Origin of the sequence: Leisingera coralii (genome assembly GCF_049056525.1) — a bacterium.
Lineage (GTDB): Bacteria > Pseudomonadota > Alphaproteobacteria > Rhodobacterales > Rhodobacteraceae > Leisingera > Leisingera coralii.
The window spans coordinates 89,009-111,930 of sequence record NZ_JBHUPT010000019.1 but is presented as its reverse complement, the minus strand read 5'-3'; the positions used below and the strand labels follow the sequence as shown (position 1 = coordinate 111,930).

The 22,922-nt window shown below is 64.9% G+C and carries 19 protein-coding genes; 10 read left to right on the top strand and 9 right to left on the bottom strand.

Features of this window, described 5'->3' with window-relative positions; translation table 11 throughout:
* Positions 1 to 12 precede the first annotated feature (12 nt).
* Positions 13 to 441: a DUF1801 domain-containing protein gene (locus ACFMBG_RS08360; protein ID WP_421054252.1), complete on the bottom strand. Its 429-nt coding sequence runs from the start codon at positions 439 to 441 to the stop codon at positions 13 to 15.
* Positions 442 to 548: 107 nt separating this feature from the next.
* Here ACFMBG_RS08360 and ACFMBG_RS08355 point away from each other — a divergent pair, with 107 nt between their 5' ends.
* Positions 549 to 1,481 carry an MBL fold metallo-hydrolase gene (locus ACFMBG_RS08355; RefSeq protein ID WP_421054251.1) on the top strand — a complete coding sequence of 311 codons (933 nt, stop codon included), beginning with the start codon at positions 549 to 551 and terminating at the stop codon, positions 1,479 to 1,481.
* A 10-nt stretch (positions 1,482 to 1,491) separates the two neighbouring features.
* Here the strand turns inward: ACFMBG_RS08355 and ACFMBG_RS08350 are convergent, their stop codons facing one another.
* Positions 1,492 to 2,823: an NAD(P)/FAD-dependent oxidoreductase gene (locus ACFMBG_RS08350; protein ID WP_421054250.1), complete on the bottom strand. Its 1,332-nt coding sequence runs from the start codon at positions 2,821 to 2,823 to the stop codon at positions 1,492 to 1,494.
* A 179-nt stretch (positions 2,824 to 3,002) separates the two neighbouring features.
* Positions 3,003 to 4,661, bottom strand: a complete 1,659-nt coding sequence (locus ACFMBG_RS08345) for an NAD+ synthase (protein WP_421054249.1) — start codon at positions 4,659 to 4,661, stop codon at positions 3,003 to 3,005.
* Positions 4,662 to 4,843: 182 nt separating this feature from the next.
* On the opposite strand from ACFMBG_RS08345, the gene ACFMBG_RS08340 reads away from it, so the two are divergent.
* Positions 4,844 to 6,247 (top strand): MORN repeat-containing protein, encoded by a 1,404-nt coding sequence (locus ACFMBG_RS08340; RefSeq protein ID WP_421054248.1) that lies wholly within the window; start codon positions 4,844 to 4,846, stop codon positions 6,245 to 6,247.
* Positions 6,248 to 6,296: 49 nt separating this feature from the next.
* On the opposite strand, the gene ACFMBG_RS08335 is transcribed toward ACFMBG_RS08340, so the two are convergent.
* Complete coding sequence (locus tag ACFMBG_RS08335; protein ID WP_421054247.1) at positions 6,297 to 6,962, bottom strand: pyridoxamine 5'-phosphate oxidase family protein; 666 nt, start codon at positions 6,960 to 6,962, stop codon at positions 6,297 to 6,299.
* 97 nt (positions 6,963 to 7,059) lie between these two features.
* Here ACFMBG_RS08335 and pdxR point away from each other — a divergent pair, with 97 nt between their 5' ends.
* The gene (pdxR, locus tag ACFMBG_RS08330) at positions 7,060 to 8,436 is read left to right on the top strand and encodes a MocR-like pyridoxine biosynthesis transcription factor PdxR (protein WP_421054246.1); all 1,377 of its coding nucleotides are present in this window, start codon (positions 7,060 to 7,062) and stop codon (positions 8,434 to 8,436) included.
* A 77-nt stretch (positions 8,437 to 8,513) separates the two neighbouring features.
* On the opposite strand, the gene ACFMBG_RS08325 is transcribed toward pdxR, so the two are convergent.
* Positions 8,514 to 10,058 carry an alanine/glycine:cation symporter family protein gene (locus tag ACFMBG_RS08325; protein WP_421054245.1) on the bottom strand — a complete coding sequence of 515 codons (1,545 nt, stop codon included), beginning with the start codon at positions 10,056 to 10,058 and terminating at the stop codon, positions 8,514 to 8,516.
* 21 nt (positions 10,059 to 10,079) lie between these two features.
* A complete protein-coding gene (locus ACFMBG_RS08320) occupies positions 10,080 to 10,514 on the bottom strand; it encodes a universal stress protein (protein ID WP_421054244.1) in 435 nt (144 codons plus the stop codon).
* A 486-nt stretch (positions 10,515 to 11,000) separates the two neighbouring features.
* On the opposite strand from ACFMBG_RS08320, the gene ACFMBG_RS08315 reads away from it, so the two are divergent.
* The gene (locus tag ACFMBG_RS08315) at positions 11,001 to 12,587 is read left to right on the top strand and encodes a 2-isopropylmalate synthase (protein WP_421054243.1); all 1,587 of its coding nucleotides are present in this window, start codon (positions 11,001 to 11,003) and stop codon (positions 12,585 to 12,587) included.
* 62 nt (positions 12,588 to 12,649) lie between these two features.
* Here ACFMBG_RS08315 and ACFMBG_RS08310 read toward each other — a convergent pair whose 3' ends face one another.
* The 3 genes from ACFMBG_RS08310 to ACFMBG_RS08300 form a co-directional block, all read right to left on the bottom strand.
* Positions 12,650 to 13,396, bottom strand: a complete 747-nt coding sequence (locus ACFMBG_RS08310) for a sulfite exporter TauE/SafE family protein (RefSeq protein WP_421054242.1) — start codon at positions 13,394 to 13,396, stop codon at positions 12,650 to 12,652.
* A 68-nt stretch (positions 13,397 to 13,464) separates the two neighbouring features.
* Positions 13,465 to 15,201, bottom strand: a complete 1,737-nt coding sequence (locus ACFMBG_RS08305; RefSeq protein ID WP_421054241.1) for an adenylate/guanylate cyclase domain-containing protein — start codon at positions 15,199 to 15,201, stop codon at positions 13,465 to 13,467.
* A gap of 83 nt (positions 15,202 to 15,284) precedes the next feature.
* On the bottom strand, positions 15,285 to 16,070 hold the full coding sequence (locus ACFMBG_RS08300; RefSeq protein WP_421054240.1) for a 23S rRNA (adenine(2030)-N(6))-methyltransferase RlmJ: 786 nt from the start codon (positions 16,068 to 16,070) through the stop codon (positions 15,285 to 15,287).
* Between the two features lie 130 nt (positions 16,071 to 16,200).
* Here ACFMBG_RS08300 and ACFMBG_RS08295 point away from each other — a divergent pair, with 130 nt between their 5' ends.
* The 6 genes from ACFMBG_RS08295 to rodA all read left to right on the top strand — a co-directional run bounded on the left by ACFMBG_RS08295 (position 16,201) and on the right by rodA (position 22,917).
* Positions 16,201 to 16,977 (top strand): hypothetical protein, encoded by a 777-nt coding sequence (locus ACFMBG_RS08295; protein WP_421054239.1) that lies wholly within the window; start codon positions 16,201 to 16,203, stop codon positions 16,975 to 16,977.
* 263 nt (positions 16,978 to 17,240) lie between these two features.
* Complete coding sequence (locus ACFMBG_RS08290; RefSeq protein WP_008554722.1) at positions 17,241 to 18,287, top strand: rod shape-determining protein; 1,047 nt, start codon at positions 17,241 to 17,243, stop codon at positions 18,285 to 18,287.
* Positions 18,288 to 18,352: 65 nt separating this feature from the next.
* Entirely contained in the window at positions 18,353 to 19,294 is a 942-nt protein-coding gene (gene mreC / locus ACFMBG_RS08285) for a rod shape-determining protein MreC (protein WP_421054238.1), read from the top strand.
* A complete protein-coding gene (locus tag ACFMBG_RS08280; RefSeq protein ID WP_421054237.1) occupies positions 19,287 to 19,826 on the top strand; it encodes a rod shape-determining protein MreD in 540 nt (179 codons plus the stop codon). The genes mreC and ACFMBG_RS08280 overlap by 8 nt, the downstream gene beginning before the upstream one ends.
* Positions 19,823 to 21,769, top strand: coding sequence for a penicillin-binding protein 2 (gene mrdA, locus ACFMBG_RS08275; RefSeq protein ID WP_421054236.1), 1,947 nt, complete (start codon positions 19,823 to 19,825; stop codon positions 21,767 to 21,769). Before ACFMBG_RS08280 ends, mrdA begins: the two co-directional genes overlap by 4 nt.
* Positions 21,766 to 22,917, top strand: coding sequence for a rod shape-determining protein RodA (gene rodA, locus ACFMBG_RS08270; RefSeq protein ID WP_421054235.1), 1,152 nt, complete (start codon positions 21,766 to 21,768; stop codon positions 22,915 to 22,917). Before mrdA ends, rodA begins: the two co-directional genes overlap by 4 nt.
* Positions 22,918 to 22,922: the final 5 nt, after the last annotated feature.

The following is a 22,922-nucleotide window of genomic DNA, read 5'->3' as shown; positions in this document are numbered from 1 at the left end:
AAAGCCCGGCAGTCACTCAGGCTGTACCGGCCAGAGTGCGTTCAGATCCTTCAGGCCTGCGCGGATCAGTTCGGCCAGGACCTCCAGGTCGATATCGGCGAGCTTGTTTACATAAAGGCAGCTCTTGCCAAGCTTGTGCTTGCCAAGACGGGAAAGGATGGCGCCGTAGTCCTGATAACCCGGCATGATGTAGACCGAGTGGCGGGCCTTTCGCGGCGAGAAGCCGGTGGCGAGAAAGTCGCCCTCGCGCCCCGAGGCATAGCGGTAGTGGTAGCGGCCGTAGCCAACGAGTGATGCCCCCCACATCTGCGGCGCGTAGCCGGTCACCCGGCGGAACAGCGCATCCAGCTGCTGCGCCTCGGCTGCCTTGCGGGCTGGTTCCACACCGGCAAGAAACGCTTCGACGCTTGCCCCGGTTGGGACGGTCTTGTTCTGGCTCATCACGCGGCCTCCTGACCGTACCCTAACCCGCATCACGGGATTGTTTACAGCCCTCTGCCGCCAGAGCGCTAGGGTATGGCCAGTCCAACTCCACAGGAGGTTATGCCATGACTGTTTCCCTGTCCCGCCGCGCGGCCCTGGCCGGTGCCGCTGCCCTGCCCGTGGCCGGTGCTGCCACGCCGCTGCTGGCCGGCGCACATGGCGGCCGCGCCGAAGCGCCGGTTGCCCATTCCTTCCAGCTGGCAGATATGCCTGTCACCACGCTGCTGGATGCCTCGGCGCAGCGGGAGGGGCCGAAAGCCATCTTTGGCGGCAATGCAAGCGATGAAGAGTTTGCCCAGGTGTCGGAGGAGAATTTCATCTCTGCCGACAGCGTTCAGTTCTATTTCACGCCCACACTCGTTGATACCGGCGGGGAGCTGGTGCTGTTTGACACCGGGCTGGGCAATGGCGGCATTGCCAAGGCGCTGGCCGCCGCCGGGGTGACGCCGGACCAGATCAATGTCGTGGTGATCACCCATATGCATCCGGACCATATCGGCGGGCTGATGGCGGATGGCACGCCAACCTTTCCGAACGCCCGGTATGTGACTGGGGCGGAGGAATACAATTTCTGGTCCAAACGCGACCCGGGCGACCGGGTGGGCGATCTGGTGGCCAAGAACATGACGCCGCTGGCGGAGAAAACCACTTTTGTCGATGACGGCGCGAGCGTGGCGCCGGGGATCACCGCGATGGCCAGCTTTGGCCATACGCCCGGGCATATGTGCTACATGCTGGAGAGCGGCAACCGCCAGCTGGTGCTGACGGCGGATCTGGCCAACCACTATGTCTGGAGCTTTGCCCGGCCCGATTGGGAGGTGAAATTCGACATGGACAAGGCGGCGGCGACTGCATCGCGCCGCGAGGTGCTGGGGATGCTGGCGGCGGACAAGATTCCGATGATCGGCTATCACATGCCGTTCCCGGCGGCGGGTTTCGTCGAGACCCGCGGCGAGGGGTTCCGGTACGTGCCGGTGAGCTATCAGCTGATGGGCTGACGGCGGCTGCTCAATAGCCGCTTCGCGGGCCGTATTTGCTGCCATCGGTAAAGCGGGACAGGCGGAAGTCATGCGGGTCGACCACGGGTCTGTCGCCAGTCACCAAGTCGGCGGCCAGCTTGCCCGCGGCCGGGCCGATGCCAAAGCCGTGGCCGGAAAACCCGGTGGCGATGAACAGGCCCGGCAGTTGGTCGGCCTGCGAGATCACCGGGATCGCGTCCGGGGTCACGTCGATCAGCCCGCCCCAGCTTTGCACCACATCGGCGCCCTGCAGCACAGGGAAGGCCTTTTGCGCTGCCGCCCAGCCGCTTTTCAGCGCCTTCTGCGACGGGGCCGGATCCAGCACCCGGCACAGCTCAAACGGGGTGGTCTGCTGCGGCTGCCAGCGGCGGGCTTGGGCAGCTTCCTCGCGCCAGCGGCTGGTCAGGCGGAACTGCAGCGCGCGCCATTCGTGCCGAAGGCTGGGCAGGAACTTCCAGGCCAGGCGGAAGCTGTCGGGCACGATATCGACCATATTCTCCAGCGCGTCCGAGACGGTGTAACCGCCATCGGCCCGCTTGCGCAGGCCCAGGTTGCCGGTGCGCACCGCGGTCTCCGGCCCGCCCTGCACCGGCGAGGTGCGCAGGACCGAGTTCAGCACCTTGAGTTGCGGCAGGCTGATGCCCGCGTTGCCCAGAAACAGCCGCGACCAGACGCCGCCCGCCACCACCACCGCCGAACAGGCGACGCGGCCGCGCTCCGTCATCACACCGCTGATGCGCCCGGCCGAGGTCTCGACGCTGCGGACGGCGCATTCAGTCATGATCTTGGCCCCCGCGGCCTGGGCGGCGGTGGCGATTGCGGGGGTGGCCATCTGCGGCTCGGCCCGCCCATCCATCGGTGTCAGCAGCCCGCCGCAGGTTTTGGTCTGATGGCCGGGCATCAGCTGCTCCAGCTGCTGCCCGCGCACCATCCGGGCACCCTGCCCCCAGCCGTCGAGGTTGCGCAGCCAGCGTTCCAGCTGCGCCTCGCGCTTGGCGGTTTCCGCGGTGTAGAGAATGCCGGAACGGGTGAACCCGGTTTCCTGCCCGGTGCGTGCCGCCAATCCCTCCCAGAGCCGCAGCGATTCCGCCATCAGCGGGATTTCCCGCGGGTCGCGGCAGGAAATGCGCACCCACCCCCAGTTGCGCGAGCTCTGCTCGCCTGCGATCTGCCCCTTTTCGCACAGCAGCACCGAGTGGCCGCGTTCGGCCAGCTCCAGCGCGGTGGCGGCGCCAATGATGCCGCCGCCGATCACAACGGCGTCGACGGCCTTGGGCAAGGCCAGATTGGATTGGAAATGAGGCAGTCGCGGTCCAGGCATGAGGCCTCTATGCCCGCTGCGGAATCGCCGGTCCAGCGTACAGGCGACGCGCCCTGCGCCGCTTTCCGCCATTGTGTTTTTTTCGCCGCATATCAGGGCGTTACCGCCACCGGAACTGGCTTGACCGAATACAGAAAAGCGCGGAAAAGATCCGCGCCTTCAATGGGTTAACGCACGCCTCAGGACGGGTCGCGCCAGCGGTTCACAATCGGATAGCGGCGGTCCAGCCAGAAGGCCCGCGGTGTCAGCCGGGCGCCGGGCGCGGATTGGAAGCGCTTGTATTCGCTGATATAAAGCAGATGCTCGACCCGTTTGGCCACATCCCGTTCGAAACCCGCCGCGACGCAATCTGCGATTGAGCCCTCCTTATCGACCAGGATTTCCAGGATCGCGTCCAGCTCCGGGTAGTCCGGCAGGCTGTCGCTGTCCTTCTGATCCTCGCGCAGCTCAGCCGTAGGCGGCTTGTCGATCACGTTGGGGCGGATCACCTCGCCCTCCGGGCCCTTCATCCAGGGTCGGTGGTTGGCGTTGCGCCAGCGGCAGGTCTCGAACACCCGGGTCTTGTACAGATCCTTGATGGGGTTGTAGCCGCCGTTCATGTCGCCATAGATGGTGGCATAGCCCACGGCCACTTCGGACTTGTTGCCGGTGGTCAGGAGCATCTCACCAAATTTGTTGGACATTGCCATCAGCAGCAGACCGCGCAGACGGGACTGGATGTTTTCCTCGGTGATGTCCGTATCCCGGCCGGCAAACAGCGGTGCCAGCGTATTGGTGATCGCGGCGCGGCCCTCGGAGATTGGGACATAATCGTAGTGAACGCCCAGCGCCTTGGCCACGGCCTCGGCATCGTCGAGCGACTCCTGGCTGGTGTATTCGGACGGCAGCATCACGCAGCGGACGTTCTCCGCCCCTAGCGCATCCACCGCAATCGCCGCCACGATTGCCGAGTCCACGCCGCCGGAGAGGCCCAGCAGCACCTTTTTGAAACCGGTTTTGCCCATGTAGTCGCGCAAGGACTCCACCATTACCCGGTAGTCCTGCTCCCACTCGTCGGGCAGATGCGCCTTTTCGCCTTCGACCGCGTGCCAGCCGTCGTCAGTGCGCTCCAGGTCCAGATGGGCATAGGCTTCGTCGAACACCGGCATTTGAAGCGCCAGCGCGCCGCCCGGGTTCAAGACGAAGGAGCCGCCGTCAAAGACCTGGTCGTCCTGGCCGCCCACCATGTTGAGGTAAATCACCGGCAGATGGGTCTCGACCGCGCGCGCAACCATGTGGTTGAAGCGCACCTCCATCTTGTTGCGGAAATAGGGCGAGCCGTTCGGGATCAGCAGGAATTCGGCACCAGTCTCGGCCAGGGTCTCGGCCACGTCCTCGTGCCAACCGTCCTCGCAGATGGGAGATCCGACGCGGGTGCCGTTTACGGAATAGGGCCCGCCCAAGGGCCCGGCTTCGAAGATACGGACCTCGTCAAACACGGTCTCGTTCGGCAGATGATGCTTGAGGCTGCGAGACGCGATCTTGCCGTCCTTCAGGATCAGATAGGCATTGTAGAGCCGGCCGCCCTCGACCCACGGCCCGCCAATCGCCAGGGCCGGACCATCGGCGCAATCCGCCGCCAGCTTTTCAACCTCGGCAATGGCGGCCTGGTGGAAAACCGGCTTCATCACCAGATCCTGGGTGTTGTAGCCGGTGATGAACATTTCCGGCAGCGCCACCAGATCGGCACCGGCCTTGCGGCCCTCCTCCCAGGCGGCACGGGCCTTGGCGGCGTTGCCCGCCAGATCGCCCACCGTGGGGTTCAGCTGCGCCAGTGTCACGCGGAAACGGTCTGCCATGCTGCTTGGGCCCTTTGCAAAAATCCTCCTCCAGCCATTTACCAGATTGACCGCCAAGGGAAAGGGCAAGGGCTTGGGAACAGGGAAAAGACATTGCGGCCCAGTCTGCGGTAGCTTAGTTTCCGGGCGAGCAACCCAATATGGCAGCAGCACCGTAATTCCTGGGCAGGCAGAGGTTTTGAATGACCCGTTTCGGCACCGCACTCGCGTTTTCCACGATCCTGGCACTGGCCGCTCCGGCCTGGGCCCAGGAGGGGGAGATCATCACCACGCAGGATGAGATCGGCGGCGTCTACGAGGGCACCTTCCGCAACGGGCTGCAGCACGGCACCGGCACCTACAGGCTGCCCAACGGCTATGAGTACACCGGCGAGTGGGTCGACGGAGAAGTCCGCGGCCAGGGTGTGGCGCGCTTTCCGGACGGCTCAGTCTACGAAGGCGAGTTTGCGCAAGGCAAGCCGCACGGGCTGGGCAAGCTGACCCGCGCGGATGGCAGTACCTATGAGGGCGAATGGCAGGACGGCCAGATCCACGGCGACGGCGTGTCGGTCTATGCCAGCGGCGTGCGCTACCAGGGCAGCTTTGCCAATGGCAAGCGGCACGGCAAAGGCGTGATGCAATCGCCCGACGGATACACCTATGACGGCGATTGGGCCGACGGGCGCCAGCAGGGCCAGGCCAAGATCACCTATGCCGAGGGCACCGTCTATGAGGGCAGCGTCGCCGATGGCCAGCTGCAGGGGCAAGGCCGGCTGGAGACCTCGGACGGTCTGGTCTACGAAGGCGAGTGGATGGCGAGCCAGATGCATGGCACCGGCCGCTTGGAGCAGCCCAACGGCGACGTCTACGAAGGCGAGCTGCAAAAGGGCCGCCGTCATGGCACCGGCACGCAGACCTATGCCAATGGCGATGTCTACACCGGTGACTTCCTGAACGATCAGCGGCACGGCACCGGCACTTTCACCGAAAAGGACGGCTACAGCTACACCGGCGAATGGGTGAAGGGGCAGATCGAAGGCAAGGGCAAGGCGATCTATCCCGACGGTTCGGTCTACGAGGGCGATTTCCGCGATGACCTGGCAGAGGGCCAAGGCAAGATCACCTATCCCGACGGCTCCACCTATGAGGGCGATTGGGTTGCCGGTGTGATCGAGGGCGAAGGCACTGCCACCTACCCCAGCGGCATCACCTATACCGGCGGCTTCAAGAACGCCAAGAACCACGGTCAGGGGGTGATGACTTATGCCGACGGCTACCGCTACGAAGGCGGCTGGCAGGACGGGCAGCGCCACGGCGAGGCCAAGGTCACCTACGCCGACGGGTCGGTCTATACCGGCCAGTTCGCAAACAGCCAGCGGCACGGCACGGGCAAGATCGTTATGCCCGACGGCTTCACCTATGAGGGCCAGTGGCAAGAGGGCAAGATCTACGGTGAGGGTGTGGCGACCTATGCCAATGGCGACGTTTACGAGGGCAGCTTTGTCAACGGCAAGCGCCAGGGGCCGGGCACGATGAAATACGCCAGCGGCCAGCAGGCGGACGGCACATGGGAAAACGGCGCGCTGGTGAGCACCGGGACCGAGTAAGCCGGAACGTTAAAGAAAAAGGCGCGCCATGGCGGCGCGCCTTTTCGTTTCAGCCGATGCGGATGCGGCTCAGGTGATCCGGCATCGCCACTTCTGCCAGATTGGCAGGATCCGGCTGCGGCGGCTTGAGCTCCATGGCCATCGGCACCACCCCGGCCCAGATCGGCAAGGCGTAATCCTCTTCATCATCCTTGGGCGGGCCGGAGCGGATCTTGGCAGCGCCCTCCTCAATCGGCATCCGCATGAGGGCCGTTGCCTTCAGCTCCTGCTTCGTCATCGAACGCAGGGCCTCCCACCGGCCGGGGAAGATGCGGTCCACCATCGCCTTGAGGCTGGCAGCCTTGGCGTCCTCATCGGTGACCTTCTCCGCCACACCAAATAGCATCGCGGAGCGGAAGTTGACCGAGTGGTGAAACGCCGAACGGGCCAGCACGTAGCCGTCCATGCAGGTAACGGAGAGGCAGACTTCAGCCCCCTCCATCGCGCGGATCGCCCTGCTGGCGGCGGAACCGTGCCAGTAGACATGATCCCCCTCACGCCATTGCAGCGTCGGCAGCACGGAAGTGGCGCCATTGATCTGATAGCCGATATGGGCCAGCGGCATGGCATCGAGCACCTGATACACGGTCTCGCGGTCATACAGCCCGCGTTCGTTGGCGCGGCGCAGGCGGCTGCGCTCGGATTTCAGGGCGGTTTCGGATGCGGGCTGGCGCATTGGCGGACCTCGTGAATTCTTGTTGTGTCACGGTGATTGCTATGCGCAAACTGGACCGCAATTAACTTCCAGTTTCCGACAAAAAGAGCAGTCCAGTATGATTGACCTTTCCGGACTGCTGTCTAAGGCCAGCGCCGAGCCCATCTATCTGCAAATCGTGAGCGCGCTGCGCCGCCAGATCAGCGATGGCAGCCTGGCCATCGGCACCCGGCTGCCGTCATCCCGGGCGCTGGCGCAGGATCTGGGGGTTGCACGGTCCACCGTGGTGACGGCCTATGAGCAGCTGGTGGCCGAGGGTTTTGCCGAGGCCCGGCGCGGCGCCGGGATCTTTGTCTGCGACGTGGCGCCGATCCAGCCGCCGCAAGCGCCACCGCCGCCCCAGACTGTGCTAACCCCGCCCGCTCCGGGGATGCTGCAGCCCGGCGCGCCGGACCCCGCTGTGTTTCCGGCCCGGTCCTGGGCGCGCTGTGTTTCACGTGTGGCAAGGATGGATCCGCTCAGCCTGAGCCACCAGGAGGACTCCTTTGGCGATCCGGAACTGCGGCGCGAGATTGCCGCCTATGCCGCGCGCTGGCGCGGGATCGAATGCAGTGCTGACCAGGTGCTGGTGACCAGCGGCGCGCGCGAGGCGCTGGAGCTGGCAATGGATTTCCTGGTCGAGGGCGAGGACATTGCACTGGAGGCCCCCGGCTTCACCCCGACCCAGCGCTTTGCCAGGGCGCGCGGCTGGACGGTGCGGTGGCTGCGGGCCGGGGAGCGCGGTGCGGAGGTGCCGCGGCAGATGGCCAAGGTCACGCTGCTGACACCGTCGCACCAGTTTCCGCTGGGCGGCACCCTGCCGGTACCGCAGCGGCAGGCCTTTCTGCAGGCGGCCAGGGAGCGGGACGGCTGGATCATCGAGGATGATTTCGACAGCGAGTTCCGCTATGCGGGCCAGCCGGTGCCGGCGATGGCGGCGCTGGACCGGGAGGGGCGCTGCATCTACGCCGGCACCTTCTCCAAGACCTTCTCGCACGCTTTGCGGCTGGGGTATGCGATCCTGCCGCCTGCGCTGGTGCCGCGGTTCCGGGCCCAGTTCATCCACCCCAGCGCCGGCGCAGCTATCACTGCACAGCGGCCCTTGGCCGAATTCATGGCGTCCGGGCAATATGACCGCCACATCCGCCGCGCCCGCAGGCTTTATGCCGAACGCTATGCTGCGGCGGCGGATGCGCTGGCAGAGTGGCCCGAAGCCTTGGGGTATTTCAGACGGCACAATGCGGGCATGCAGATCTGCTTTCATCTGGCGAACCCCCGGGCAGACGCTCAGATTTGCCGGCACGCGGCGAAAGCAGGCTATGGTGTCCGCCCCCTATCGCCGCATGACCCCGCCGGGCGGTCCCAAGGGCTGCTCATCGGGTTCTGCCAATCCCAGGCCGGCGAGCTGCAAGGCCAGATTGCCGGGCTGCGCCGGATCGTGGAGGACAGCAAATAGACAGCGGCAAAGGAAAAAGCCTCCCCGGATGTCCGGAGAGGCTTGGTTTCTTTCATCAAAGATGTGGCCTGAGCCGGTCAGACGAACTTCTTGATCTCACCCGTTTTCAGGCGCGACATGTAGCTGTTCAGCTCTTTCTTGACGATCGGCATCAGGAAGTAGAGCGCGATGATGTTGACCACCGCCATGGCAAAGATCGCCGCGTCGGAGAAGTCGATCACCGGGCCGAGGTTGGCGGCTGCGCCGATCACCACGAAGATGCAGAAGATCACCTTGAACACCAGTTCCTTGGTTTCGCCTTCGCCGAACAGGAAGGTCCAGGCCTTGAGGCCGTAGTAGGACCAGCTGATCATGGTGGAGAAGGCAAACAGGATCACCGCGATGGCCAGCACGTACTGGAACCAGCCGAAGGCGGAGGAGAAGGCGGCCGAGGTCAGCGCCACGCCCTTGTTGCCGTCAACGGTCTGAATGGTGGCTGCGCCCTCGTCCAGCAGGTAAAGGCCGGTTGCCGGATCCTGGACCAGCTGGCCGGTGATGATGATCACCAGCGCGGTCATGGTGCAGATCACCACGGTGTCGATGAACGGCTCCAGCAGCGACACAAAGCCTTCGGTGATCGGCTCCTTGGTGCGCACGGCGGAGTGGGCGATGGCTGCCGAGCCGACGCCCGCCTCGTTCGAGAAGGCCGCCCGCTTGAAGCCCTGGATCAGTGCGCCAACCATGCCGCCGGCAACGCCGAGACCGGTGAAGGCCCCTTCGAAGATCTGGCCGAAGGCCCAGCCGATCTGGTCCGCGTTCATCGCCAGAATGACCAGCGCTGTTGCGACGTACATAACCCCCATGAACGGCACGACCTTTTCGGTCACCCGGGCAATGGATTTCAGGCCGCCCACGATTACGGCAAATACAACGCCAGCAAACACCACGCCGGTGATCCAGCCGGGATATTCACCAACAACGCCGGAGATCTGCGCATGCGCCTGGTTGGCCTGGAACATGTTGCCGCCGCCCAGGGCGCCGAGGATACAGAATACCGAGAACATCACCGCCAGAACCTTGCCCATCGGCAGGCCGCGCTCGGCAAAGCCCTTGGTCATATAGTACATCGGGCCGCCGGAGACGTGGCCGTCTTCGAATTCGTTGCGGTATTTCACACCCAGGGTGCATTCGGTGAACTTGGAGGCCATGCCCATAAGGCCGGCCAGGATCATCCAGAAGGTGGCGCCGGGGCCGCCGATGCCCACGGCCACTGCGACACCTGCGATGTTGCCGAGGCCAACAGTGCCCGACAGCGCGGTCGCCAGCGCCTGGAAGTGGCTGACTTCGCCCGCGTCATTGGGGTCGGCGTAGTCGCCCTTGACCAGCGCGATCGAATGCGGGAAGGCGCGGAACTGGATCAGGCCAAAATAGATGGTGAACACGGTGGCCGCGATCACCAGCCAGGCCACGATCCAGGGGAAGCTGGTGCCCGGGAAGGGGCTGAAGATCAGGTTGACGAACCAGCCGGTCGAATTGGCAAACAGCTCATTGACCCGCTCGTCGACAGATTGTGCCATCGCCGGCGCGGATGCCGCCAGCAGCAGCGGTGCAGACAGAGCTGCCGCCTTGACTGAAATACTCATGACTGTCCTCTGAAATTGATGTTAAGGAACGATGGTGACCGGAACCGGCGCAACCTGTGCCAGGCTGCCGGCGACAGAGCCGAACAGCCGCGACGACAGCGCCGAATGCCCGGTGCGGCCGATGATCAGATGGCTGGCGCCGCTCTGCTTGATCACATCGCACAGGGTTTCCGCGATATGCCCGTATTTCAGTTCGGTCGTGACGGTGACACCGCTGCCTTCCAGGCTTTTGCGCACCGGCGCCAGCAGCGCATCCTCGGCCCGCTTCAGCTCCTGCTCGCGGCGTTGGTGGCGCTGCTCGATCTCCTCCGGGGTGAGGAAGGAATAGGGCGACCATTCCAGCACATGCGCAATCACCAGTTCTGCCCCTTGCGCTTTGGCAAGGCTGACGGCAAAAGCAAGCGCCGACTTGGCTGCCTCGCTGTCGTCATACCCAAGAACAATTTTATTCGACACTGTTTCCTCCTATCGATGGCGCCCCTTTTGGCAAAGGCGCCGGATCCTGGCTGCAGGCGCCAGAAAACCCGCCAACGCGAGCCGCTTGCCGCTTCCGCACCAAAGCCTGGCGCAGCCCTGACAAACTGTCGCATTGAAACTGGCTACGCCCCATAATTATATTACACGCCTTTTTCAACAGTGTCGCGAAATTACCGCCGGCGGCCGCATGCAGGCCTTTTGCAGCAAACACGCAGGAATGCCCCGAGGTCAGAATCCCCCTTTCCATTCGGCGGCACCTCTGTATAAATCCCTGCCATGACCATTTGCGCAGATATCACAATTGCAGCCACCGCCCCCCGCGGTGCCGCTCTGCGCGCCCTACTGATCCTAGCCCGCCTCTGAGCGTGCCCTTCCGGCGCGCCCGCTCAGAGGATAGCCGCACGCGCGCCATCGAAGGCTTATGATGCCCCCTGAGGGCCTAGGACAGAGACAAGAGATACCAAAATGACAAACGCATCCCCGATTTCCGGCGACAAATCCCGTGTATTGATTTTCGATACCACCCTGCGCGACGGCGAGCAGAGCCCCGGCGCCACCATGACCCATGACGAGAAGCTTGAGATTGCCGAGCTTCTGGACGAAATGGGCGTGGACATCATCGAGGCCGGCTTCCCGATTGCCTCCGAAGGCGACTTTGCTGCCGTGTCCGAGATTGCCGAGCGTTCAAAAAACGCGGTGATCTGCGGGTTGGCGCGCGCTAATTTCAAGGACATCGACCGCTGCGCCGAAGCGGTGCGCAAAGCCGCGCAGCCGCGCATCCACACCTTCATCGGAACTTCTCCGCTTCATCGCGCCATTCCGAACCTCACCATGGACGAGATGGCCGACAAGATCCATGAAACCGTGACCCACGCCCGCAACCTGGTGGACAACGTGCAGTGGTCGCCGATGGATGCGACCCGCACCGAATGGGACTACCTGTGCCGGGTGATCGAGATCGCCATCAAGGCCGGCGCCACCACCATCAACATCCCCGATACGGTGGGCTATACCGCGCCTGCGGAAAGCGCCGACCTGATCAAGCGCCTGATCGAGACCGTGCCGGGCGCGGATGAGGTGATCTTTGCCACCCATTGCCACAACGACCTTGGCATGGCGACCGCCAACGCGCTGGCCGCGGTGGCTGGCGGCGCGCGCCAGATCGAATGCACCATCAACGGCCTCGGCGAGCGTGCGGGCAACACCGCGCTGGAAGAAGTGGTGATGGCGCTGAAGACGCGCAATGACATCATGCCCTGGCACACCGGCATCGACACCACCAAGATCATGCATATCTCGCGCCGGGTCTCGACCGTCTCTGGCTTTGTGGTGCAGCCGAACAAGGCCATCGTCGGCAAGAACGCCTTTGCCCACGAAAGCGGCATCCACCAGGACGGCATGCTGAAGAACCGCGAGAACTTCGAGATCATGCGGCCCGAGGACATCGGCCTTTCCGGCACTTCGCTGCCCTTGGGCAAGCACTCCGGCCGCGCCGCGCTGCGCGACAAGCTGGAGCACCTCGGCTATGAGGTTGGCGACAACCAGCTGAAGGACGTCTTTGTCCGCTTCAAGGAACTGGCCGACCGCAAGAAAGAGGTGTTCGACGACGACCTCATCGCGCTGATGCGCATCGGCACCGACGCGGAGAACGATCACCTCAAGATCGTCTCGATGAAAGTGGTCTGCGGCACCGGCGGCCCGGCGGAATCCACCGTCGAGATGGAGATCGACGGCAAGGACGTCACTGAGACGGCTGAGGGCGACGGGCCGGTGGATGCCACCTTCAAGGCAATCCGCATGATCTATCCGAACACGGCACGGCTGCAGCTTTATCAGGTCCACGCGGTGACCGAAGGCACCGACGCGCAGGCAACCGTCTCTGTCCGGCTGGAAGAGGACGGCAACATCGCCACCGGCGAAAGCGCCAACACCGATACGGTCGTGGCCTCTGCCAAGGCTTATGTTAACGCACTGAACCGTCTGATCGTGCGCCGCGGCCGCGTAGGCGAAGGGGCCGACACCAAGGAAATCTCCTACAAGGATCTCGCTTGATCCAGAATGTGACGGGCCGCCCTTCGGGGCGGCCTGTTTCTTTTCAAGGGAGTGCCTCTGCCCTACGCCCCCGCGGTCAGGTAATAGAGGCTGAGGAAGCTTCCGAAGGCGATGATCCCGCCGCGCAGTAGGCTGGGCGACAGCAGCAGTGACAGCACCCCGCCCAGATAGCCGCCGGCAGCGGAGCTCAGCATCATCACCAGCGCATGGCCCCAGGCCACCTGCCCGCTCAAGCCGAAGATCATCACCGCCATCAGGCTGACTGCAAAGACCATCGCATTCTTGAGCGCATTGGCCTCATGCAGGCTGCCGAAACCCGCCAGGATCAGCGCCGCCAGAGTGATCTGCCCCAGTCCGGCGCCGAAGTACCCGCCATAGACGGAAAACAGCAGCAGCACTGCCGCCGGAACCGCTTGCCCCGCTGTAAGACCCTGCACATGCCGGCGCAGGCGCGGGGCGGCGGCGAACAGCAACGTTGCAAAGGCGATCAGATACGGCACCGCGGCGGCAAAGGCAGCCGCGCCGAGCCACAGCAGCAACAGCGCGCCAAAGGTGCCGCCCACGACACTGATCACGAGGGGCAGCAGGCTGCGGCGGCCCAGCGCGGCCAGTTCGGCCCGGAAGGCAGGCAGCGCCGCCAGGTTGGCCGGCAGCAAAGCCACCATGTTGGTGATGTTGGCCACCATCGGCGGCAGCCCCGCCCAGATCAGCACCGGAAAGGTAAAGAACGTGCCGCCGCCCGCCATTGCGTTCACCGCACCCGCCAGCATCCCGGCCCCGGCGAGAACCGCCGCAGTTGCCAATTCCATTTGCAGCCCCGCCCCTCAATGCTGCCGCGGCAAAGGCCAGGCGGTCCCGGACCGGCCGTCTGCCTGTTTCACGTCAGCCCCGCCTTGCGCAGGCCTTCGCAAAAATGCTCGGAATCTTCGCTGCGGCCGTAATGCAGTCCAGCCAGCAAGGCGGGAATATCCGCCTCTGGCTCTAGTTCGCGCACCCGGTTTGCGTATTCTGCGGCCTGGTCCTGATGTCCCAGCCAGCCATGACAGGCGGCCACCAGTGCCGACTGCACCGCGTCCAGCGCCGGCAGGCGCATGAAATCCGACAGCGCCTGTTCATACAGCCGCGCCGTGAAATGCGCCTTGCCCAGATGGCTCCAGAATCGGACCGGGAAATGCGGGTTCAGACGCATCGCCTTTTCGATCCAATCGGCGCCCTCCTCCGGCCGGCCCGTCCAGGTCAGCAGTTCGCCCATCTGCACGACGGACAGGTCGTAGTTCGGATTAAGCGCCAGCGCGCGCTCCTGGTGATAGCGCGCCCGGTCCAGGTCATTGCGGACGATACCGAGGGCTGCCATCAGCCGGTGCACGTCCGCGTCATTGTCGTCCAGCGCCGCGGCCTTCTCGATCGACTCGCTGGCCAGCGCCAGCATCGCGTCGCGGTCTTCGCACCACCCATAGCCCCAGGCCTGGCCGCGGATGCAGCCGCGCCAGGCGTGCGCATGGGCATATTCGGGGTCCAGCTCAATTGCCCTGTCGATCAGCTTCATCGCCTCGCCATTGTCCTCCCGGGTGCTGCGGTGATGCAGCACCTTGGCGGCCAGAACGCATTCATAGGCGGCCAGGCTGGAGGGTTTCTTGCGCGACACCTCGTCCTGCTGCGCCGCCTCGATCCGCCCGGGCAAGGTCGCGACAATGGCTGAGGTCACCTCGTCCTGGATCTCGAATATATCGTCCAGGGTCCGGTCGTATTTTTCCGCCCAGATATGAGAGTCGTTGCGGCTGTCGATCAGCTGCACGGTGACCCGCAAGCGGTTGCCCGCCTTGCGCACGCTGCCCTCGACGATGTAGCGGGCACCGAGCTTTTCCGCAGCCTCGCGCACATTCACCGCCTGCCCCTTGTAGACAAAGGTCGAATTACGGGAGATCACGAACAACTCATGGCGGCGGCTGAGCTCTGTAAGAATGTCCTCGGTCAGGCCATCGGCAAAGAACTCCTGATCCGGGTCGCCGCTCATGTTGGCAAAGGGCAGCACCGCGATCGAAGGTTTGACCACCGGCGCCGGAGCGCTGGTGTCTTCCGCCGCCGCGGCCGGCGCCTCGTCCTCCAGCATCAGCCGGTAGATCCGCACCGGTTCGGAGATGTTTTTCAGACTTTGCTCGCCCAGGTCCTCGAACTGCAGGCCTGACGAGCTGCGCACCTGCTCGTAAACCGCGGCGGAGATGCAGACCTCGCCGACCCCCGCGGTTTGCTCCAGCCGCGCCGCCACATTGACGCCGCTGCCGTAGATGTCACCGCCGTCGAAAATGATGTCGCCAAGATTGATCCCGACCCGGAACTGGATCCGCTGGTCCGGCGGCACATCCGCATTGCGCCGCCGCATCCGGCCCTGAACCTCAGCCGCACAGGCCACCGCATCGGAGACGCTGGCAAACTCCACCAGCATCCCGTCGCCGGTGGTCTTGATGATGGAGCCGCGGTTCTTGGTAATCGAAGGATCGATCAGCTCGATCCGGTGCGTGCGCAGGCGGGCAAGCGTGCCTTGCTCATCCGCCTCCATAAGGCGGCTGTAGCCAACCATATCCGCCGCCAGCACGGCGGCCAGCCTGCGTTCCATTCGTCACCCCTCCTCCAAAGGTTCTAGCCTGAGGAAGGCAGAAATCCATCTATTTGCTGAAACCGGGGTGCAGGTCCGTCAGATCAGGCAGCTTTGAACATCCGGCTGATCCGTGCGGCCTCTTCTTCCGCCCCGAAGGGCGCATTGACCACGAACATGCCGGAGCCGGTCATCCGGTGCCCTTCACGGACCGGCGGGAAAGAGACCTCGTGGCGCAACGCCCCGGGCAGGTCCTGCGCTTCCAGCGCTTTGAGCATCTGTTTGTGAGAGCCATCCTTGAGGATCGGATACCACAGCGCCAGAACGCCCACGTTCCACTTCTTATGCAGCTGGCCGATGATGCCGGGGATACGGGCATAGTCGGTTTTGATCTCGTAGCTCGGGTCGATCAGCAACAGGCCGCGGCGGGGCGTCGGCGGCACCAGCGACAACGCCAGCTCGAACCCGTCCTGCTGATGCACCTTGGCTTTCCACGGTTTCAGGGCGGCGCGCAGGGCAGCATTTTCCCGCGGGTGCAGCTCGGCGAAATGCAGCGCATCACCAGGGCGCAGCAAGGAGGCCGCGATCAGCGGCGAGCCGGGATAGGCAGCCTCGCCATACTGGTTGCGGGTCTCCGTCAGCGCCCGGTGCAGCGGGTGGTCCGCTGCCAGCCCCTGCTCGGACAGAACCCGGGTGATGCCCTGCTCCGCCTCGCCGGTCTTGACCACCTCCGGCGCATCCAGCTGGTAGAGGCCCCGGCCCGCGTGGGTCTCGATATAGCTGAGCGGCTTGTCCTTGCGGGTGAGGTAGGCCAGCATCCAGGCAAGCAGCGCGTGCTTCTGGACATCGGCCAGGTTTCCGGCGTGATATATGTGCTGATAGGAGAGCATGCGCCCCGTCTAGCCGCAATCGCCGGGCGGCGGAAGAGGCCGCTGAGGCGGATAAACGGAATCTCAACCCCGAAGCGGCAGACTGCGGCCACCAATGCCCCGCAGAATGCAGGTTCCGATGCCCCTTAGAATGAGCGCCCTTGCCCTTTTCCTGACCATTCTGGCCCTGCTGCTGTGCGCCGCGGCGGCCGTCAGCGCCCAAGGGTATTCGCTGGTGGGCAATCAGTTCTTCCTGCACCAGGCCTCTGCGCCGCAGCCCGGCCCCGCTCCGAAACCGGCCACCGCACCGCAGGCCGTGGCCAGCCTGCTGCCCGACACGCTGCCCGGCGCAGACACTGGGCGCGGGGCCGTTTCGCTGGATCCCGGCGCGGCCAGCCTGTTCCGCGGCCGCAGCGGCGGCGGCCTGTTTGCCCCGATCCTGAAGGCGCCGCCCAGCGTGAAACGGCTGCTGGACCTGATCGCCAGCGCCGAGGCCGGCAAGGCGCAATATGATGCGGTGCAGTATGGCGCCACGCGTAAGCCGCCAAAGAAGCCGACCCAGATGACGATCGCCGAGATCAACGCCTGGATCGACGCCACCCCGGGCCAGCCCCACGCCATCGGACGGTATCAGATGATCCCCGCAACTTTGCGGCGCCTGGTCCGCCACCAGGGGGTGAAGCCGCAGGCCCGCTTCTCACCCGAGCTGCAGGACCAGCTGGCGCATCAGCTGATCGAGGAAGCAGGGTACAGTGCCTTCCTGCGCTCCGAAATGCCGCGCAAGACCTTCATGCTGAACCTGGCCAAGATCTGGGCCGGATTGCCTATCTCGACCGGAAAATCCTATTACGAGGGCTATGCGGGCAACAGCGCCAGCCTGACCTGGGCCCATTTCAAATCGGAAATGCAGCGGATTTTTCCAAGCTGATCCGCAGGATACCGGGACCGCCGCTGCCGAGGCGATTGCGTTGCTCCGGTGCCGGCGGGAAACCCGGCCCCGCCAGCCTCGCCGCCTGACCGCCACGGCCTGCACGTCCGGTCCGGCGCGCAGCTTCGGCGACTTGGCGGAAACGCGCTGTTTCACCATAATACGCCCTTTCGCGGCACCCTTGTGCCGCTTATAAGGTGGGTGCAGGCGGCTCTTTGGAGTCGCCCAAGGTACAATGGCAGCACTCACAGGATCCCTTTTATATGGCGCTTTTCGGAAACTTGGGCGGTCTGTTCTCTTCGGACATGGCCATCGACCTCGGCACTGCGAACACCCTGGTCTACGTCAAAGGCCGCGGCGTGATCCTGTCCGAGCCGTCGGTGGTGGCCTACCACGTCAAGGATGGCGTCAAGAAAGTGCTGGCCGTGGGCGAGGACGCCAAGCTGATGCTGGGCCGCACCCCCGGCTCGATCGAGGCGATCCGGCCGATGCGCGAGGGCGTGATTGCCGACTTCGACACCGCTGAGGAAATGATCAAGCACTTCATCCGCAAGGTGCACAAGCGCTCGACCTTCTCCAAGCCCAAGATCATCGTCTGCGTGCCGCATGGCGCCACCCCGGTTGAGAAACGCGCGATCCGCCAGTCGGTGCTGTCCGCAGGCGCCCGCCGCGCCGGCCTGATTGCCGAGCCGATTGCTGCCGCCATCGGGGCAGGCATGCCGATCACCGACCCGACCGGCAACATGGTTGTCGACATCGGCGGCGGCACCACCGAGGTGGCGGTCCTGTCGCTGGGCGATATTGTGTACGCGCGCTCGGTCCGCGTCGGCGGCGACCGCATGGACGAGGCGATCATCAGCTACCTGCGCCGCCAGCAGAACCTCCTGGTGGGCGAATCCACCGCCGAGCGCATCAAGACCTCCATCGGCACTGCCCGGATGCCCGACGACGGCCGCGGCCAGTCGATGCAGATCCGCGGCCGCGACCTGCTGAACGGTGTGCCGAAGGAAATCGAGATCTCCCAGGCCCAAGTGGCCGAGGCACTGGCCGAACCGGTACAGCAGATCTGCGAGGCGGTGATGACCGCGCTGGAGACCACCCCGCCGGATCTGGCTGCCGACATCGTCGACCGCGGCGTGATGCTGACCGGCGGCGGCGCGCTGCTGGGCGATCTGGATCTGGCCCTGCGGGAACAGACCGGACTGGCGGTGTCCATCGCCGACGAGAGCCTCAACTGCGTGGCCCTTGGCACTGGCAAGGCGCTGGAATACGAAAAACAGCTGGCCCACGCCATCGACTACGACAGCTAACAGACCCTGACCGCCGGAACGGCGCCAGCTGACAGGAGGCTGGAAGGGCGGCTGGAAGGAGAGACGTGGCTAAGGACAAGTCACAGCGCGACGATTACGCAACCCCGCTGCGGCGTCTGCTGACAGCGGTTCTGTGCCTGTGCCTGGCCGCGATCTTCATCGTCTGGCGTATCGACAGCCCGCGGGTGGAACGCTTCCGCGCCCAAGTGGTGGACAAGGTGGTGCCCAGCATGGACTGGGCAATGGTGCCGGTGACGGCCACCATCAACCTGATCCGGGACTTCCAAAGCTACCAGCGGCTGGCCGAACAGAACCGCGAGCTGCGCAGCGAGCTGCGGCAGATGCGGGCCTGGAAAGAGGCTGCGCTGCAGCTGGAGCAGGAAAACGCCCGGCTGCTGGACCTCAACAACGTGCGGCTGGACCCTCAGCTGACCTATATCACCGGGGTGGTGATGGCCGACAGCGGCTCGCCTTTCCGCCAGTCGGTGCTGCTGAACGTGGGCAGCCGCGACGGGGTGCATGATGGCTGGGCTGCGATGGACGGGATTGGCCTGGTGGGCCGGATTTCCGGCACCGGACGCGACACCGCCCGGGTGATCCTGCTGACCGATGCTGCCAGCGCAGTTCCCGCTACCATCCAGCCATCGGGGCAGACGGCGCTGGTGACCGGCGACAACAGCGCCGCGCCGGTGCTAAGCTTTCTGGAAAACCCGGATCTGGTGCGTCCCGGCGACCGTGTGATCTCTTCCGGTGATGGCTCAGTATTTCCGGCCGGTCTGCTGATCGGCCAGGTTGCCAAGGACCGCTCCGGCCGGATGCGGGTGCGGTTGGCCGCGGATTACAGCCGGCTGGAGTTCCTGCGGGTGCTGCGCCATCACGGCACCGAGGTGATCCAGGACCCCGGCGGGCTGGTCGGGGCGCCTCCCGGCGATCCGGTGCCGCAGCCGCGGCCCGAGGGCCTGGGGGCAGAGAGCGGGGACGGCACGGCTGAGGCGGGCAATGGCTAACACCTCGCCCGCCCGGATCTGGACCATGCGCCTGGCCTTCCCTGCGCTGGCGCTGCTGATCATGTTCTTTCACCTTCTGCCGCTGGAGACCGAGCCGCGCTTCTGGGCGCCGCCGGACCTGCTGATGCTGCTGGCCATGGCCTGGTCGCTGCGGCGGCCCGATTTCGTGCCGGCGCTGTCGATCGGCCTGGTGATGCTGCTGGCCGACCTGCTGTTCCACCGCCCGCCCGGGCTGCTGGCCCTGCTGACGGTTTTGGGCTGCGGCTTCCTCAAGGCCCGCGCCGCGCCGCACCGCGAGAGCACCTTTGCCAGCGAATGGCTGGCGGTGGCCCTAGTGGTGACCGGGATTGCTACCCTGAACCGGCTGGTTCTGCTGCTGTTCGGCGTCCAGCAGGCACCGCTCGGCTTGACGGTGATCCAGGTGGTTATGACCATTGCCGCCTACCCGCTGGCAGTTTGGGTCAGCCAGGCTATGCTGGGCGTGCGTAAACTGTCCCCTGCCGAGGCCGAAACCCTGGTGAGCCGCCGATGAAACGCAATTCCAAGGACGTGGATGCCTCTCACGGCAAGATGACCCGGCGGGCGCTGTTCCTGGGCGGGCTGCAGCTGGCCTTTGCCGGCGGGCTGGCGGCCCGGATGCGCTATCTGCAGGTGGACCAGGCCGATGAATTCCGACTGCTGGCCGAGGAAAACCGGATCAACATCCGCCTGCTGCCGCCTGCCCGCGGCCAGATCTTTGACCGCAACGGGCTGATCATCGCGCAGAATTCGCCCTCTTACCGGATCACCGTGGTGCCGGAGGATGCCGGCGATGTGGAGGAAGTGATCGCCAAGCTGGCGAGCCTGGTGCCGCTGGATCCGGAGGATCTGGAGCGCGCCCGCACCGAGATGCGCCGCTCGCCCCCGTTCCTGCCGATCACCCTGGCCGACCGGATCGGCTGGGAGGACATCTCCAAGGTGGCGGTCAACGCCCCTGCCCTGCCCGGCGTCACGCCAGAGGTCGGCCTCACGCGGTTCTATCCGCAGCTGGGCGATTTTGCCCATGTCGTGGGCTATGTCGGCCCGGTGTCCGACTACGACCTCAGCAAGATGGAAGACCCGGAGCCGGTGCTGATGATCCCCCGCTTCCAGATTGGCAAGGTCGGGTTTGAGGCCAGGCGCGAGGACGTGCTGCGCGGCAAGGCCGGCGCAAAAAGGGTCGAGGTCAACGCCACCGGCCGGGTGATGCGCGAATTGGACCGGCGCGAAGGGATCTCCGGCGCTGACATGCAGCTGACCATAGATGCCGAGCTGCAGAACTATGTGCAGGCGCGGCTGGGCCGGGAAAGCGCCGCCGCGGTGGTGATCGACTGCGAGGATGGCGACATCCGCGCAATCTGCTCCTCGCCCAGCTTTGACCCCAACCTGTTCGTGCGCGGCATTTCGGTGGCCGACTACCGGATGCTGACCGAGGACAAATACCGGCCCCTCTCCAACAAGACGGTGCAAGGCACCTATCCGCCAGGCTCCACCTTCAAGATGATCACCGCGCTGGCGGCGCTGGAAAACGGCGTGATCGGGCCGGAAGAAACAGTTTGGTGCCCGGGTTACCTCAAGGTTGCGGGCCGCCGTTTCCACTGCTGGAAGCGCGCAGGCCACGGCCATGTGGACCTGAACACCTCGCTCAAGCGCTCCTGCGACGTGTATTACTATGACGTTGCGATCAAAACCGGGATCGACAAGATTTCGGCCATGGCCAACCTGTTTGGCCTGGGCGTCAAGCACGACTTGCCTATGTCGGCGGTCTCGCAAGGCATCACCCCGACCAAGGACTGGAAGGCCAGCTCCTATGGCAAGGACTGGCTGATCGGCGATACGGCAAACGCCTCGATCGGCCAGGGCTACATGCTGGCGTCACCCCTGCAGCTGGCAGTGATGTCGGCGCGGATTGCCACCGGGCGCAGCGTGACGCCGCGGCTGCTGAAATCCATCGACGGGGTGGAACAGCCCAGCGGTGCGGGAGAGCCCCTGCCCGTTAATGAAAACAACCTGCGCATGGTGCGCCGCGGGATGTACTCAGTCAGCAATGACCGCCGCGGCACCGCCTACCGCTCCCGCATTGTCCCCAAGGACATGGAGATGGCGGGCAAGACCGGCACCAGCCAGGTCCGCAACATTACGGCCGCCGAACGCGCGGCGGGAGTGATCCGCAACGAGGACCTGCCCTGGGAACGGCGCGATCACGCGCTGTTTGTCTGCTTCGCGCCTTACGACAATCCGAAATACGCGGTTGCAGTGGTTGTCGAACATGGCGGTGGCGGCTCCAAGGCGGCGGCGCCGATTGCCCGCGACGTGATGCTGCAGGCGCTGTATGACGGCACCCCGCCGCTGGAGGCCTATCCCAAGGCCGACCGCAGCCGCATCAAGGCCCAGCAGGAACGGCTCGAGCGCGAGCGCGTCAAGCGCCCCCTGGGCAGCAGGAGCAGCCGGGCATGAGTTATCTTGAGTACCACGCCAAATCGACCCCCACAGGGTTCCGCAAGATCCTGTATCTGAACTGGGGCCTGACGCTGCTGCTGATCACGGTCGCCAGTGTCGGCTTCCTGATGCTCTACTCGGTGGCCGGCGGCTCCTTCAGCCCCTGGGTGGAACCGCAGGTCAAGCGTTTTGCTCTGGGCCTGGCTGCCATGTTCGTAGTGGCGATGATCCCGATCTGGTTCTGGCGCAACGTCTCGGTGCTGGCCTACCTTGCGTCGCTGGGCCTGCTGGTCGCGGTGGAGCTGTTCGGCACCGTCGGCATGGGCGCGCAGCGCTGGATCGACATCGGCTTCATGCGGCTGCAGCCCTCGGAAGTCACCAAGATCGCCCTGGTGATGCTGCTGGCGGCCTATTACGACTGGCTGCCTGCCGAAAAAACCTCGCGCCCCCTGTGGGTGCTGCTGCCGGTGGCCCTGATCCTGCTGCCGACAGCGCTGGTGCTGAAACAGCCGGACCTTGGCACCTCGATCCTGCTGATGGCAGCAGGCGGCGGCGTGATGTTCCTGGCCGGCGTGCACTGGGCCTATTTTGTTGCGGTGATCGCGGCGGGCGTGGGGCTGGTCAGCGCCGTGTTCCAAAGCCGCGGCACCGACTGGCAGCTGCTGAAAGACTATCAGTTCCGCCGCATCGACACCTTCCTGGATCCCTCGCAGGACCCGCTTGGCGCGGGCTATCACATCACCCAGTCCAAGATCGCGCTCGGCTCCGGCGGCTGGTCCGGGCGCGGGTTCATGCAAGGAACCCAATCGCGGCTGAACTTCCTGCCTGAGAAGCACACCGACTTCATCTTCACCACCCTGGCGGAGGAATTCGGCTTCATCGGCGGCTTTACCCTGCTGTTCATCTACATGCTGATCATCCTGTTCTGCATCGCTTCGGCGATCGCCACCAAGGACCGGTTCTCCTCGCTGGTGATCATGGGCATTGCCATCACCTTCTTCCTGTTCTTTGCCGTGAACATGTCGATGGTGATGGGGCTGGCGCCGGTGGTTGGCGTGCCGCTGCCGATGGTGTCTTATGGCGGCTCGGCGATGCTGGTGCTGCTGGGCGCCTTCGGCATTGTGCAAAGCGCCCATATCCACCGTCCGCGGCACTCGCCGCGCTAAGAAAT